This is a genomic window from Metapseudomonas resinovorans (genome assembly GCF_002003485.1).
Lineage (GTDB): Bacteria > Pseudomonadota > Gammaproteobacteria > Pseudomonadales > Pseudomonadaceae > Metapseudomonas > Metapseudomonas resinovorans_D.
In genome coordinates this window covers 23374-37468 of the sequence record NZ_BDMA01000062.1, presented here as the reverse complement: position 1 = coordinate 37468, position 14095 = coordinate 23374, and the positions used below count along the sequence as shown (strand labels likewise).

Below are 14095 nucleotides of genomic sequence, written 5' to 3'. Positions count from 1 at the left end.
CACAGCTACAACAACTACCAGACACCGGTACAGCGCGAAGCGCTGGCTGGATAAACCTAAACCGGTGTCCAGTTTTACTTGACCACTTCAGCCGTGCCACGGACGGACCTTCGCGCCTTCCCTGTGGGGACGATTTCAATCGCTGAGGAGGCCGAAGGTCTCCCCTCGAACTCCCTGCATCCCTCACCCGCCCTCACCCCAACCCTCTCCCAGAGGGAGAGGGGGCTGGCCGTGCCACGGACGGACCTTCGCGCGCTCCCTGTGGGGGCGATTTCAATCGCTGAGGAGGCCGAAGGGCTCCCTACGAACTCCCTGCATTTTTCACCCGCCCTCACCCCAACCCTCTCCCAGAGGGAGAAGGAGCTGGTCGTGCCACGGACTTTGCTTTGCGCAATCCTTGTAGGGGCGAATTCATTCGCCAAGGAGGCCGAAGGTCTCCCTACAAACTCCCTGCATCGCTCACCCGCCCTCTCCCCCAGCCCCTCTCCCTGAAGTGGAGAGGGGAGCAGTCTGTGCAGGCTGAGTAGCAGGTGCTTCTACTGTGGGAGCGACTTCAGTCGCGAAAGGCCCTCCCCCTCACACGTTGTACTCCACAGGCGGCGGCGGCAGTTCGCTGATCAGGTCCTGCAGCCCCTCCGCCCATTGGCGGCGGATATCGGCGAAGTACTTGTCCTCTTCGGTCACCCGATAACCGGCCGGGAGGATCAGGCTGTCGCGGTGATAGACCAGCAAGTCCAGCGGCATGCCGACGGACAGGTTGCTTCGGATGGTGGAGTCGAACGACACCAGGGCACAGCGCAGGCCCTCTTCCAGGCTGGTGTCGAACTCCAGGTTGCGGTCGAGGATCGGTTTGCCGTACTTGCTCTCCCCCAGTTGCAGGAAGGGCGTGTCCACTGTGGCCTGGATGAAGTTGCCTTGGGGATAGATGCTGTAGAGCTCCGGCGGGGTGCCGGCGATCTGCCCACCCACCAGGAAGGAACAGGTCAGGTCGGTATTGCCCGCCAGCGGAGCACCATCGCGGGCAATGACTTCGCGAACGGTTTCGGCCACCAGCGCGGTGGCGTCGTAGAGGGAGGGCACCGTATTCAGGTTCGGCCCCGCGCCGCCCAGGCGTTGCTTGAGCAGGTTGACCACCGATTGCGACGTGGCGAGGTTCCCGGCGCTTTGCAGGACGATCAGCCGCTCGCCGGTTACGCCGAAGGTGTAGAGCTTGCGGAAGGTGGCGATGTGATCGATGCCCGCGTTGGTGCGCGAGTCCGATACGAATACCAGGCCGTCGGCCAGGTGCATGGCGACGCAATAGGTCATGCCGGTTCTCCTTGTTGAGGCTCTCCGCGTCGGGTGTCCGGCCGCCGGCCCTGGCGGGCTGGCAGTAAGGGGCGGCCGGCGCCGTGGAAAGTCGGGAAACTCGCGTTACTGCACCTGCACCTGCAACAGCGGCTCATCTGCCTTGGCATGCATCTGCTCGCCGCCACCACCGCGACGCATGCCGCGTACCGGACAGGCATCCAGGTAGTCCAGGCCCACCGCCAGTTTCAGGTGACGCTCGGGACGGGCCAGGTTGTTGGTCACGTCGAAGCTGTACCAGGCATCGCCCAGCCAGGCTTCGGCCCAGGCGTGGCTGGACAGGTTCTTGTCATTGCCCTGGTACAGGTAGCCGGACACGAACCGCGCCGGAATGCCCAGGCTGCGGGCACAGGCCAGGAACGCGTGAGTATGGTCCTGGCAGACCCCGGCGCGACCGGCGAAAGCTTCGGCGGCGGTGCTGTCGACGCGGGTCACGCCTTTCTTGAACGGCATCTGCGCATGCAGCGCTTCCATCAGGTCGATCAGCCCTCCACGATCGCGGCGATTCCCGCATTCGAGCGCGGCGAACTCCCGCAGCGCGTCGTCAGCGGTGGTCAGCCGGGTGAAACGCAGGAAGGGCAAGGCCGACTGCTTGTCGTGTTCGGCCTCGCGCTTCTCATCGATCTCCACCTGGCCACGAGCGCTGATGACGATGGAGTCGTGGGGTTCGTCCAGGGTCAGTACATGAAAGATGTTGCCGAAGGGATCGACCTGCGCGCGCACGGGACGCGGCAGGGTCAATTGCCAGCTGAGCACGTGCTGGCGTTCGTTCTCCTGGGGCGTCAGGCGCAGGTACTGGATGCTCGCTCGGACCTGGTCGTCGTAGCGATAGGTGGTGTCGTGGCGGATGGACAGTTTCATACAGCCTCCAGATACGAGCTGTGGATGGCCCGGGCCAGTTGGCGGACCAGCAGGATGAAGTCGGTGAGCCACGTGTGCAGGCCTTCGTCGAGGATTTCGTCGATGGCGGTGTAACGCAGCCGCGCGTCCAGTTCCGCGGCCAGGCGCTGGGCCGGGCGACCGTTGTCTCCTGGCAGGTGGGCGAGGATGTCGTTCAGCTCCTCCATGCACGCCCGTAGCGAACGGGGTACGTCGGCGCGGAGCAGGAGCAGCTCGGAAACCTGGCGGGCATCGGGGGAGCCCCGATAGACCTCGGTGTAGGCCTCGAAGGACGACAGCGCGCGGAGCAAGGCGCTCCACTGGTAATAACCGCGAGCGGAGCTGTCGCTGACCTCCTCCGACTCTTCGCCGAACATTTCGTAGCGGGAGTCCAGCAGGCGCAGGGTGTTATCGGCCCGCTCGATGAAGGTTCCCAGGCGTATGAAGCTGTAGGCCTCCCCGCGCATGATGGTGCCGTAGCTGGCGCCGCGGAACAGGTGCGAGCGCTCCTTCACCCACTCGCAGAAACGGCTGATGCCGTAACGGCCGAGCCCCTCACTGGAGATGTTCAGCATCTCCAGCCAGGTGGCGTTGATGTTCTCCCAGATGTCGGCGGTAATCCGCCCGCGCACGGCATGAGCGTTGATCCGCGCGGCGCGCAGGCAGCTGAAGATGCTCGCCTGGTTGTCGGCGTCGAGGGCGAAGAAATGCAGCATGCGCCCGGCGTTCAACTCACCATGACGCTCCTGGTAAAGCTCCAGGGTGCCGGTGCTGAGCAGCGACATGGCCAGCTCGTCCAGGCCATCGCCACGGCCGTCCTGGGGCATCAGCGACAGCGAATAGCTGACCTCCAGCATGCGCGCCAGGTTCTCTGCGCGCTCCAGGTAACGCGACATCCAGTAAAGCTCGGAGGCAGTTCTGCTCAGCATGATCAGTCCTCCACGATCCAGGTGTCCTTGGTGCCGCCGCCCTGGGACGAATTCACCACCAGGGAGCCTTCACGCAGCGCCACGCGGGTCAGGCCGCCGGGCACCAGGCGGGTTTCCCGCCCGGAGAGCACGAAGGGACGCAGGTCGATATGGCGCGGGGCGATTCCCTGCTCGACGAAGGTCGGGCAGGTGGACAGGCACAGCGTGGGCTGCGCGATGTAGGCCTCGGGGCGGGCCTTGAGGCGCTCGCGGAAGGCTTCGATCTCCTTGGCGCTGGCGGCCGGCCCCACCAGCATGCCGTAGCCGCCGGAGCCCTGGGTTTCCTTGACCACCAGTTCGGGCAGGTGGGCCAGCACATGGGACAGTTCTTCGGGCTTGCGGCATTGCCAGGTGGGCACGTTCTTCAGGATGGGCTCCTCGTCCAGGTAGAAGCGGATCATGTCGCCGACGTAGGGATAGATGGACTTGTCGTCCGCCACGCCGGTGCCGATGGCGTTGGCCAACACCACATTGCCGGAGCGATAGGCGGCCAGCAGACCGGGCACGCCGAGCATGGATTCGGGGTTGAAGGCCAGGGGGTCGAGGAAGGCATCGTCCAGCCGGCGGTAGATCACATCGACTGGTTGCGGGCCGGCGGTGGTGCGCATGAACACCCGGTCGTCACGGACGAACAGGTCGGCCCCTTCCACCAGCTCCACACCCATTTCGCGAGCGAGGAAGGCATGTTCGAAGTAGGCGCTGTTGAAGCGCCCCGGCGTCAGCACCACCACGCTGGGGTTGTCCAGCGGGCTGGAGCTTTTCAGCGTGTCCAGCAGCAGGTTCGGGTAGTGATCGATGGGGGCGATGCGCTGGGCGGCGAAGAGCTCGGGGAACAGTCGCATCATCATCTTGCGGTCTTCGAGCATGTAGCTGACGCCGCTCGGGGTGCGCAGGTTGTCTTCCAGCACGTAGTAGGTGCCATCGCCATCGCGCACCAGGTCCACCCCGGCGATGTGGGCGTAGGTCTCGCGGTGCAGGTCCAGGCCCTGCATGGCGATCTGGTAACCCTCGTTGGCCAGCACCTGCTCGGCGGGAATGATCCCGGCCTTGATGATGCGCTGGCTGTGGTAGAGGTCGGCGAGGAACATGTTCAGCGCCTTCACGCGCTGGATGCAGCCCTTTTCCACCACCCGCCATTCGCTCATGGGAATGGCGCGGGGAATGGTGTCGAAGGGAATCAGGCGCTCGGTGCCCTGCTCATCGCCATACAGGGTGAAGGTGATACCGGCTCGGTGGAACAACAGGTCAGCCTCGCGACGTCGCTGGGCCAGCAGTTCTCCGGGCGTGTCCGCCAGCCAGCGGGCGAATTCCCGGTAATGCGGACGGCATTCGCCACTCGCGTCATACATCTCGTCATAAAAAATGCGGGACATGCCTAACTCCTTGTCACCACGGGCAGAAACGCAGTCGCAAGCCCCGTGCCATCGCCACAACTGCTTGCCTTTCAATAACTTGCAGCACACTCGCAGTCGTAGCGCCCCAGACTGGTGCAGCTCGAATAACCGAACTGCCCCTGTCGCCCTATTTGGCGGCGGTGCAGGGTTGGACGGAATGCGACGGCGAGGTGTTCCCCACTTGTTGCGGAAGAACCGCCATCCCTGGAACGAACAGTCTAGTCCGGCCATGCAAGGCCCTAGGGCCCGATTGTTCTATGGATATGTTGCGATTTGGAATTGCCCAATTACCCGCCGATCTATGGTCATAGCCAGCCCTCTATGGGCGCCATTGCCTGGCCACATTTTCCAAGGTAGCGGGAGCCTTCCATACTTGCTCCATTCCAGTGCCTCCCTCATGCCCCGGAGCAACCTGCCATGCTCACCATCGGAGACAAACTGCCGGCGTTCAACCTGCTGGCGGTTGACCACGATTCGGAACACGCCGCCACCCCGGAGAACGCGTTCAAGCGCGTCAGCCAGGACAGCCTCCTGGGCAAGTGGAAGGTGCTGTTCTTCTGGCCCAAGGACTTCACCTTCGTCTGTCCCACCGAGATAAAGGCCTTCGCGGACCTGCTGGAGCAATTCAACGACCGCGATACCCAATTGATTGGGGCCTCCACCGACAGCGAGTTCGTCCACCTCGCCTGGCGCCGCGATCACAAGGACCTGAAGGGCTTGAGCTTTCCCTGGCTGGCGGACATCCAGCACGAACTGACCAATGCCCTGGGCATCATCGACCGCCGCGAAGGCGTGGCCCTGCGCGCGACCTTCATCATCGACCCGGACAATGTCATTCGCCATGTCTCGGTGAATGACCTGCTGGTAGGTCGCAACCCACAGGAAACCCTGCGCCTGCTGGATGCGCTGCTGACTGAAGAACTGTGCCCATGCAACTGGCACAAGGGCGAGGCGACACTGCATTACTGAGCGGTTCGGCCTTCATGGATTTGCCCATCCTTGTAGGAGCGAATTCATTCGCGAAGTAGATCGAAGATCTGCCTTGTACAAGCAGGGACGCTACGCTCCCCTTTCGCGAATGAATTCGCTCCCACACATCCTGCACGCCTCCTCCCGCCCCTTCCTTGTCAGCCCCAAAGCCCCGAACTACGCTGCTCAATGCGACCAGCGGCCGTATTTTTCGGCGCGCTTTTCGTCGCATTCGCCGACGGCATGCAGTTCCGCCGAACAGGCTCCGCACGTCATGTACAACAGGAGTCGACAATGCCTTCGTTCAAACCCGTTTCCCTTTCATTCGCCGTCAGTTGCGCCTGCCTCATCGCCTCCGCCCAGGCCGCCGAACCGCTGAAGCAGCTCGGCAAGGGTGAAGGCCAGCTCGACATCATCGCCTGGCCCGGCTACATCGAACGCGGCGAGTCGGACAAGAACTACGACTGGGTCACCCAGTTCGAGAAAGACAGCGGTTGCAAGGTCAATGTGAAGACCGCCGCCACCTCCGACGAGATGGTCAGCCTGATGGCCAAGGGCGGCTACGACCTGGTCACCGCCTCCGGCGACGCCTCCCTGCGCCTGGTGTTCGGCAAGCGTGTGCAACCGATCAACCCAGACCTGATTCCCAACTGGAAGACCCTCGACGAGCGCCTACAGGACGCACCCTGGCACACGGTGCAAGGCGTGCACTACGGCACGCCGTACCAGTGGGGCCCCAACCTGCTGATGTACAACACCAAGCTGTTCAAGCAGGCACCGAACAGCTGGGCGGTGGTCTTCGAGCCTCAGGACCTGGCTGATGGCAAGTCCAACAAGGGTCGCGTGCAGGCCTACGACGGCCCCATCTACATTGCCGACGCCGCCCTCTACCTGAAGTCCGCCAGGCCGGAGCTGGGCATCCAGGACCCCTACCAGCTCACCGAAGCGCAGTACACCGCCGCGCTCGACCTGCTGCGCAAGCAGCACAGCCTGGTGCACCGCTACTGGCACGACGCGACCGTGCAGATGAGCGACTTCAAGAACGAAGGCGTGGCCGCCTCCAGCACCTGGGGCTACATGGCCAATACCCTGAAAGCCGAGAAGCAGCCCGTGGAAACGGTGTTCCCGAAAGAAGGGGTCACCGGCTGGGCCGACACCACCATGCTGCACGTGGACGCCAAGCACCCGAACTGCGCCTACAAGTGGATGGATTGGTCGTTGCAACCCAAGGTCCAGGGTGACCTGGCCGCCTGGTTCGGCTCGCTTCCGGTAGTCGCCAAGGGCTGCACCAGCAGCGAACTCCTCGGCGCCAGCGGTTGCGCCACCAATGGTTACGACCAGTTCGACCAGATCGCCTTCTGGAAAACGCCGGAAGCCCAGGGTGGGAAGTTCGTGCCGTACAGCCGGTGGACGCAGGACTACATTGCGATCATGGGTGGAAGGTAATTCGCTCAGAACTCTCCCCGAGAGTCACCCCTCTCCTCCTGGGAGAGGGGCCGGGGCGGGCCGCGTTCGGATGAGGGTAGCTCGGCGCCGCGCGGCGTTTCCCTCTCCCCAGCCCTCTCCCTGAAGGGAGAGGGGGCTACTCCGAATCACCCTGATACACCGAGCGGCTGATATACCCCTCACCCCAGCCCTCTCCCGGAGGGAGAGGGAGCAAAGCCCTCCGGAGTCATACCTATGACCACAGCCGTCCAGTTCACCGATGTCTGCCGTCACTACGGTGACGTGAAGGCAGTCGACCGGGTGTCCATCGAGATCCGCGACGGCGAGTTCTTCTCCATGCTCGGCCCATCCGGCTCGGGCAAGACCACCTGCCTGCGCCTGATCGCCGGTTTCGAGCAACCCACATCCGGCTCCATCCGCATCCACGGTGAAGAGGCCGCCGGCCTGCCGCCCTACGAGCGCGACGTGAACACCGTATTCCAGGACTACGCCCTGTTCCCCCACATGAACGTGCGCGACAACGTCGCCTACGGCCTCAAGGTGAAGGGCGTGGCGAAGGCCGAGCGCCTGGCCCGCGCCGAGGAAGCGCTGGCCATGGTCGCCCTGCCCGGCTATGGCGACCGCAAGCCGGCGCAGCTGTCCGGTGGCCAGCGCCAGCGCGTGGCCCTGGCCCGCGCGTTGATCAACCGCCCGCGCGTATTGCTGCTGGACGAACCCCTCGGCGCCCTGGACCTCAAGCTGCGCGAGCAGATGCAGGTGGAGCTGAAGAAGCTGCAGCGCCAGCTCGGTATCACCTTCATTTTCGTCACCCACGACCAGGGCGAAGCACTGTCCATGTCCGACCGCGTCGCCGTATTCAACAAGGGCCGCATCGAACAGGTGGACAGTCCGCAGAACCTCTACCGCAAACCACTCACCCGCTTCGTCGCCGAATTCGTGGGCACCGCCAACGTGCTCCATGGCGATCTGGCTCAACGCCTGACCGGCGATAGTGGCGCTTTCTCCCTGCGTCCGGAGCATGTGCGTTTCGGCAACGCCAGCAATGGCGAGCTGCAAGTCAGCGGTACCGTGCATGATGTGCAGTACCTCGGCGCCAACAGCCGCTACGAACTCAATCTGGACGGCGGTGGGCGCCTGGCGGTGAGCTTGCCCAACGGCGAAGAAATGGATGTCGCACGCCCCCAACCCGGCCAGCAAGTACAGGCCTGCTGGCCCCGCAGCGCGATGGTCGCGCTCAGCGAGTAGGCCATGAGCGCTGTCATCGCCAACCATCAGAGCGGTCCGCTGCGGGGGCTCTCCAACCTGCTCTACCGCCGCTCGACGCTCTACCTGCTGCTGCTCCTGACGCCGCCCCTGCTCTGGTTCGGCGTCATCTACATCGGCTCGCTGTTCGCCCTGCTCTGGCAGAGCTTCTACACCTTCGACGACTTCACCATGGCGGTGACGCCGGACCTGACACTGGCCAACTACGCCGCCCTGTTCAACCCGGCGAACTACGACATCATCCTGCGCACCCTGACCATGGCCATCGCCGTGAGTCTGGCCAGCGCGATCCTGGCCTTCCCCATCGCCTACTACATGGCACGCTTCGCCTCGCCGAAAGAGAAAGCCTTCTTCTATATCGCCGTGATGCTGCCGATGTGGGCCAGCTACATCGTCAAGGCATACGCCTGGACGGTGATCCTGGCCAAGGGCGGCATCTTCTACTGGCTGATCCAGCAACTGCATCTGGAGACCTTGTTGGGCAGCCTGCTCACCGTACCCGGTGTGGGAGGCAACACCCTGTCCACGTCGCACCTGGGGCGCTTCCTGGTGTTCACCTACATCTGGCTACCGTTCATGATCCTGCCGATCCAGGCTTCCCTGGAGCGCCTGCCGCCGTCGCTGCTGCAGGCTTCGGCGGACCTCGGCGCCAGGCCCCGGCAAACCTTCGCACAGGTGATCCTGCCGCTCGCCTTTCCCGGTGTGGTGGCCGGCTCGATCTTCACCTTCAGCCTGACCCTGGGCGACTTCATCATCCCGCAACTGGTGGGCCCAAGCGGCCTGTTCATCGGCACCATGGTCTACGTGCAGCAGGGCTCGGTGGGAAATATCCCGCTGGCGGCGGCCTTCACCCTGGTGCCCATCGTGCTGATCGCCATCTACCTGTCCATCGCCAAACGGCTGGGGGCATTCGATGCACTCTGAACGAGCGTCCTGGGGCCTGCGCCTGGCGGCATGGGGCGGGCTGGTATTCCTGCACTTCCCGATCCTGGTGATCCTGCTCTATGCCTTCAACACCGAGGAGTCGTCCTACAGCTTCCCGCTGCAGGGCTTCACCCTGGAATGGTTTTCCGTCGTGGGCGGCCGCGAGGATGTGCTGCAGGCCATCGTCCTGTCCGTGAAGGTCGCCTGCCTGGCCACCGCCCTGGCCATGGTGCTCGGCACCCTGGCCGCCGCCGCGCTGTACCGCCGCGACTTCTTCGGCAAGGAGAGCATCACCCTGATGCTGATCCTGCCCATCGCCCTGCCCGGAATCATCACCGGCATCGCCCTGCTTTCCGCCTTCAAGACCCTCGGCATCGAGCCGGGTATCTTCACCATCGTCGTCGGCCACGCCACCTTCTGCGTGGTGATCGTCTACAACAACGTGATCGCGCGGTTCCGTCGTACCTCGCACAGCCTGATCGAGGCGTCGATGGACCTGGGCGCCGACGGCTGGCAGACCTTCCGCTACATCATCCTGCCGAACATCGCCACCGCGCTGCTGGCCGGCGGCATGCTGGCCTTCGCGCTGTCGTTCGACGAGATCATCGTCACCACCTTCACCGCCGGCCACGAACAGACCCTGCCCCTCTGGCTGCTCAGCCAGCTCAGCCGCCCCCGCGACGTCCCCGTGACCAACGTGGTGGCGCTGCTGGTCATGCTCGCCACCATGCTGCCCATTCTCGGCGCCTACTACCTGACGCGCGGGACCGAGACGGTGGCTGGGGGTGGGAAGTAAGACTTGCACACTCTTTCTCTTGCTTGTCTCCCCTCTCCCGCTTGCGGGAGAGGGGCCGGGGGAGAGGGTCAGACCACGCGGCTGTAGGCATTCCGCAACCCTCTCCCTAGCCCTCTCCCCTAAGGGAGAGGGGACGACTACGAGGACTCCACCATGCAAACCAAACTCCTGATCAACGGCCAGTTCTCCGCCGGCGAAGGCGAGGCCCTGGACGTCCTCAATCCCGCCACCGGCGCCGTGCTGGTGAAGATCCCCGAAGCCAGCGAAGCCCAGGTCGACGCCGCCGTCCGAGCCGCCGACGCGGCGTTCGAGGGCTGGGCGCGGACCTCACCGCGCGACCGCGCCACCCTTTTGCTGAAGCTGGCGGACAAGATCGAGGGTCATGCCGAAGAACTGGCGAAGCTGGAGTCGGACAACTGCGGAAAACCCTACGCCGCTGCACTGAACGACGAGATTCCCGCCGTGGCCGATGTATTCCGCTTCTTCGCGGGCGCCAGCCGCTGCCTGACTGGCTCGGCGGCGGGCGAATACCTGCCCGGCTTCACCTCCATGATTCGCCGCGACCCGGTGGGGGTGATCGCCTCCATCGCTCCCTGGAACTACCCGCTGATGATGGCCGCCTGGAAGCTGGGGCCCGCACTAGCAGCCGGCAACACCGTGGTACTCAAGCCCTCGGAACAGACGCCTCTCACCGCCCTGCGCCTGTCGGATTTCATCGCCGAGCTGCTGCCACCGGGCGTGGTGAACATCGTCCTCGGCCGCGGCCCCAGCGTGGGCAGCCCACTGGTGTCGCACCCGCTGGTACGCATGGTGTCGCTGACCGGTTCGGTGGGCACTGGCAAGGCCATCATCAAGAGCGCCGCCGAGAGCGTGAAACGCACCCATATGGAGCTGGGCGGCAAGGCGCCGGTGATCATCTTCGATGACGCCGATCTCGCCGATGTGGTCGAGGGCATCCGAACCTTCGGTTTCTACAACGCGGGCCAGGACTGCACTGCGGCCTGCCGCATCTACGCCGGCAAAAAGATCTACGACAACTTCGTGGCCGACCTGGCCAGCGCCGTCTCCAGCCTGAAGACCGGCCTGCAGACCGACCCGGCGACCGAACTCGGCCCGCTGATCACCCAGAGCCAGCGCGAACGCGTGGCCGGCTTCGTCGAACGGGCCAGCACCCTGCCCCACATCCAGATCGCCACGGGCGGCAAAGCGGTCGCTGGCAGCGGCTTCTTCTACGAACCCACGGTGGTGGCCCACGCGAAACAGGACGACGAGATCGTTCGGCGCGAGGTGTTCGGCCCGGTAGTCACGGTCACGCCCTTCAGCGACGTGGACGAGGCGGTGCGCTGGGCCAACGACTCCGATTACGGCCTGGCGTCATCGATCTGGACGCGAGACGTCGGCCGCGCCGCTGCGGTGGCATCGCGGCTGCAGTACGGCTGCACCTGGATCAACACCCACTTCATGCTCACCAACGAAATGCCCCACGGCGGCTTCAAGCAGTCGGGCTATGGCAAGGACCTGTCCATGTACGGCCTGGAGGACTACACCGTGGTGCGGCATGTGATGATCAAGCATTGAAGATCAAATGAAACGCCGAAACCTGTAGGGGCGAATTCATTCGCCAAGCAGGCCGCAGGTCTGCCCTTGGGAGTCCAATGGGGCAGCTGCGCTGCCCTTGGCGAATGAATTCGCCCCTACAAGAGAGTGATAGCCGGACTAGCCAAACGCCAGATTCAACCAGCGGCGATAGAACCCCTCGGCGACCTGGTTCAGCGCCGTGACCTTGCTTGGCAGGTCATCGAGCATGCGTGCCCGGGCTTGCTGGCTGGCCTGGGTTTCGTCGAGCAGGTGCGCCCAATCGGTCAGCCACCCCCGCACCAGTTCCTCGGTCATCTCTGGATGGCCCTGCAGGGCCAGGACCTTGTCTCCCCAGGAGAAGCCCTGGTTGGGGCACCAGGGGCTGTCCATCAACCATTGGGCGCCTTCCGGCAGGTCGAACGTGTCGCTGTGCCACTGGTAGATCGAGAACTCCCGAGGCAGGTGCTCAAGCCAGGGGTTGTCGCCCGCCAGGGCGCGTTTTTCAAGCGGCTGCCAGCCGATCTCGGTGTACGGCATGCGATGGACCGAAGCGCCGAGGGCACGGGCCAGAAGCTGGCCGCCCAGACAATGGCCGATCAGGGGCACATCGCGCGCGATGAAGTGCCGCAATGCAGCGATTTCCGCTCCGATCCAGGGCAACGGGTCGTTGACGCTCATGGGCCCGCCCATGATGGCGACCGCCTTGGGCCGGTCGAGGTCGTAGCCATCCAGTTCGCCCAGGTCCGTGCGCAATACGGTGAAGTCGCGTTGCTCACGGTCCAGGACAGTGGCCAGATGGCCGGGTGGGCAAAAATCCGCGTGGGTAAGAATCAGGATGTCGGTCATGGGGTCCCCTCCGTTGGCGGAGTCTGAGGCAAAGGCCATACCGAGGTCGAGTAAAGGAAGTCTATGTTTTTGCTGGGAATACCCGAGCCAGAGGGGGGAAGTAAAAGCAGCCGGAAAATTGTCCGGAATGCCCGGTTCGTGGCAGGCGGGCCGCCACGAACCGGGGGCGTTCAAGGTCGATTGACGTTGACTTCCTGAGTCACGCCCCAACCATCGAGCACACCACCAAGCGGGACCACCAGGGCCTCCAGGTCGTGCTCGAAATCGCCGATTCCCGCGTGAGTGGCGTACATCACCTTGCTCACCTGCAAGTGCCAGGCGCCATCGGCGCGCACCGATACCTGGGCATTCAATGACTCACCACGGAAGTTCTTCGCTGCCGTTCGCGCCCGGTCCTCGTCGGGGAAAATGGCATAGAACTCGATTGGGTGAACACGGGCGAAGTCGAATCCGCCCTCTTTCATGCGGCGCAACAGACTAGTGCTGACATCATCGTGGAAGGCTGTGCTCATGAAACGACCTCCTCTTAGCGATGGATGAGTGTTCCGCTCTTACCGCTTATCTTCGAGAAGCCGCTGGAATGGGCTCCGCGACACCATGCGGTGCCGCCCCCGGGTCGACGCTGCAGACACAGCGCCAAACCCTGACCGGGTCCCGCGCGGACCCAGCCACTGATTCACTCGTGGAGTGATTATTCAGCTTTCATTTTGCAGGGTAGCGCCACCACAACGGGTCTGCCGGAAAGCTGGACAAATTGTCACAAAAGTGGCGACAGGCGGCGTTCACGCCTGATCCGCCAACAAATTGGCCTTTCTCTCAGCCACGCGCCCCAAGGGTGGCGATTGTAGGAGCGAGCTCCGCTCGCGAAATGTGGCGCTGGGATTGTTCGCGAGCAGAGCTCGCTCCTACGGCGACCCTTCGCTCAAGAACCGCTCAGGAGTTTCATGATCCCCCGGTTCACCCAGGCCGGTGAAACCTGGCCAGCACCGTACATCAGGCGGAACAGCCAGCTCACCGGTCGATGCACCGTCGCGCCATGGGCTTGCTGCCAGGCGGCCTGGGCGACGTCCTCGGCGTTCAGCTTCACCCCGAGGCGACGCAGCACCGGCGGCTCGAAGCGCTGGCTGCTGACCATGGGCGTCCGTACGAACGGCGGCATCAGGTCGCCGACCCGGATGCCATGGCGACGCCACTCGAGCTCCAGCGCCTCGGTGAAGCCGCGCACCGCAAACTTGGAGGCCGAGTAACTGGCCATGTGCGGCGTGCCATACACGCCAGAGGCCGAGCCCATGCTGATCACCTGCGCGCCACGGGTTGCCTTGAGGTAGGGAAAGGCCGCGTGAGTCACCTGCACCAGCCCCAGCACGTTGATGTTGAGGATGCGCGCGTGCTCGGCCATGTCGATCTCCTCGAAGTTGCCGAAGCGCAGCACGCCTGCGCAGTTGAACAGCAGGCGCAACTGGCCGTCGTGACGTCCGCAGAAATCCGCCAGGGCGGCTTCCACGGTGGCCAGGTCGGTCACGTCCAGCGTCTGGTGCCAGACGCCACCCAGTGCTGCCGCCTGGGTGGACAGTGCGTCGGCATCGCGGTCGATCAACCCGACCTGCCAGCCGCGCTCGTGGAACAGTCGGGCGGTCGCCGCGCCGATTCCCGAGGCGGCGCCGGTAATCAGGATGTTGTCCATC

At 64.2% G+C, this 14095-nt stretch carries 13 protein-coding genes; 6 read left to right on the top strand and 7 right to left on the bottom strand.

The window, feature by feature from the left end; genetic code table 11:
* Positions 1 to 576: 576 nt before the first annotated feature.
* The 4 genes from MnOB_RS17455 to MnOB_RS17440 form a co-directional block, all read right to left on the bottom strand.
* Positions 577 to 1308: a proteasome-type protease gene (locus MnOB_RS17455; protein ID WP_077525493.1), complete on the bottom strand. Its 732-nt coding sequence runs from the start codon at positions 1306 to 1308 to the stop codon at positions 577 to 579.
* 105 nt (positions 1309 to 1413) lie between these two features.
* A complete protein-coding gene (locus tag MnOB_RS17450) occupies positions 1414 to 2208 on the bottom strand; it encodes a transglutaminase family protein (protein ID WP_077525492.1) in 795 nt (264 codons plus the stop codon).
* On the bottom strand, positions 2205 to 3155 hold the full coding sequence (locus MnOB_RS17445; RefSeq protein WP_077525491.1) for an alpha-E domain-containing protein: 951 nt from the start codon (positions 3153 to 3155) through the stop codon (positions 2205 to 2207). Before MnOB_RS17445 ends, MnOB_RS17450 begins: the two co-directional genes overlap by 4 nt.
* 2 nt (positions 3156 to 3157) lie before the next feature.
* On the bottom strand, positions 3158 to 4567 hold the full coding sequence (locus MnOB_RS17440) for a circularly permuted type 2 ATP-grasp protein (protein ID WP_077525490.1): 1410 nt from the start codon (positions 4565 to 4567) through the stop codon (positions 3158 to 3160).
* Positions 4568 to 5005: 438 nt separating this feature from the next.
* Between MnOB_RS17440 and MnOB_RS17435 the strand changes: the two genes are divergently transcribed.
* From MnOB_RS17435 to MnOB_RS17410, 6 genes are all read left to right on the top strand, one after another.
* Positions 5006 to 5557 carry a peroxiredoxin gene (locus MnOB_RS17435; RefSeq protein ID WP_077525489.1) on the top strand — a complete coding sequence of 184 codons (552 nt, stop codon included), beginning with the start codon at positions 5006 to 5008 and terminating at the stop codon, positions 5555 to 5557.
* Between the two features lie 294 nt (positions 5558 to 5851).
* Entirely contained in the window at positions 5852 to 7003 is a 1152-nt protein-coding gene (gene ydcS / locus MnOB_RS17430) for a putative ABC transporter substrate-binding protein YdcS (RefSeq protein WP_077525488.1), read from the top strand.
* 234 nt (positions 7004 to 7237) lie between these two features.
* Positions 7238 to 8248, top strand: coding sequence for an ABC transporter ATP-binding protein (locus tag MnOB_RS17425; protein ID WP_077525487.1), 1011 nt, complete (start codon positions 7238 to 7240; stop codon positions 8246 to 8248).
* A 3-nt stretch (positions 8249 to 8251) separates the two neighbouring features.
* Positions 8252 to 9190: an ABC transporter permease gene (locus MnOB_RS17420; RefSeq protein WP_077525486.1), complete on the top strand. Its 939-nt coding sequence runs from the start codon at positions 8252 to 8254 to the stop codon at positions 9188 to 9190.
* Positions 9180 to 9986 carry an ABC transporter permease gene (locus tag MnOB_RS17415; protein ID WP_077525485.1) on the top strand — a complete coding sequence of 269 codons (807 nt, stop codon included), beginning with the start codon at positions 9180 to 9182 and terminating at the stop codon, positions 9984 to 9986. Before MnOB_RS17420 ends, MnOB_RS17415 begins: the two co-directional genes overlap by 11 nt.
* Before the next feature lie 153 nt (positions 9987 to 10139).
* Positions 10140 to 11564, top strand: a complete 1425-nt coding sequence (locus MnOB_RS17410; protein ID WP_077525484.1) for a gamma-aminobutyraldehyde dehydrogenase — start codon at positions 10140 to 10142, stop codon at positions 11562 to 11564.
* 138 nt (positions 11565 to 11702) lie between these two features.
* Here the strand turns inward: MnOB_RS17410 and MnOB_RS17405 are convergent, their stop codons facing one another.
* The 3 genes from MnOB_RS17405 to MnOB_RS17395 all read right to left on the bottom strand — a co-directional run bounded on the left by MnOB_RS17405 (position 11703) and on the right by MnOB_RS17395 (position 14094).
* On the bottom strand, positions 11703 to 12410 hold the full coding sequence (locus MnOB_RS17405; protein WP_077525483.1) for a type 1 glutamine amidotransferase: 708 nt from the start codon (positions 12408 to 12410) through the stop codon (positions 11703 to 11705).
* 170 nt (positions 12411 to 12580) lie between these two features.
* Positions 12581 to 12922 carry a ribonuclease E inhibitor RraB gene (locus tag MnOB_RS17400; RefSeq protein ID WP_077525482.1) on the bottom strand — a complete coding sequence of 114 codons (342 nt, stop codon included), beginning with the start codon at positions 12920 to 12922 and terminating at the stop codon, positions 12581 to 12583.
* Positions 12923 to 13332: 410 nt separating this feature from the next.
* Positions 13333 to 14094: an SDR family oxidoreductase gene (locus tag MnOB_RS17395; protein ID WP_077525481.1), complete on the bottom strand. Its 762-nt coding sequence runs from the start codon at positions 14092 to 14094 to the stop codon at positions 13333 to 13335.
* Position 14095 lies beyond the last annotated feature (1 nt).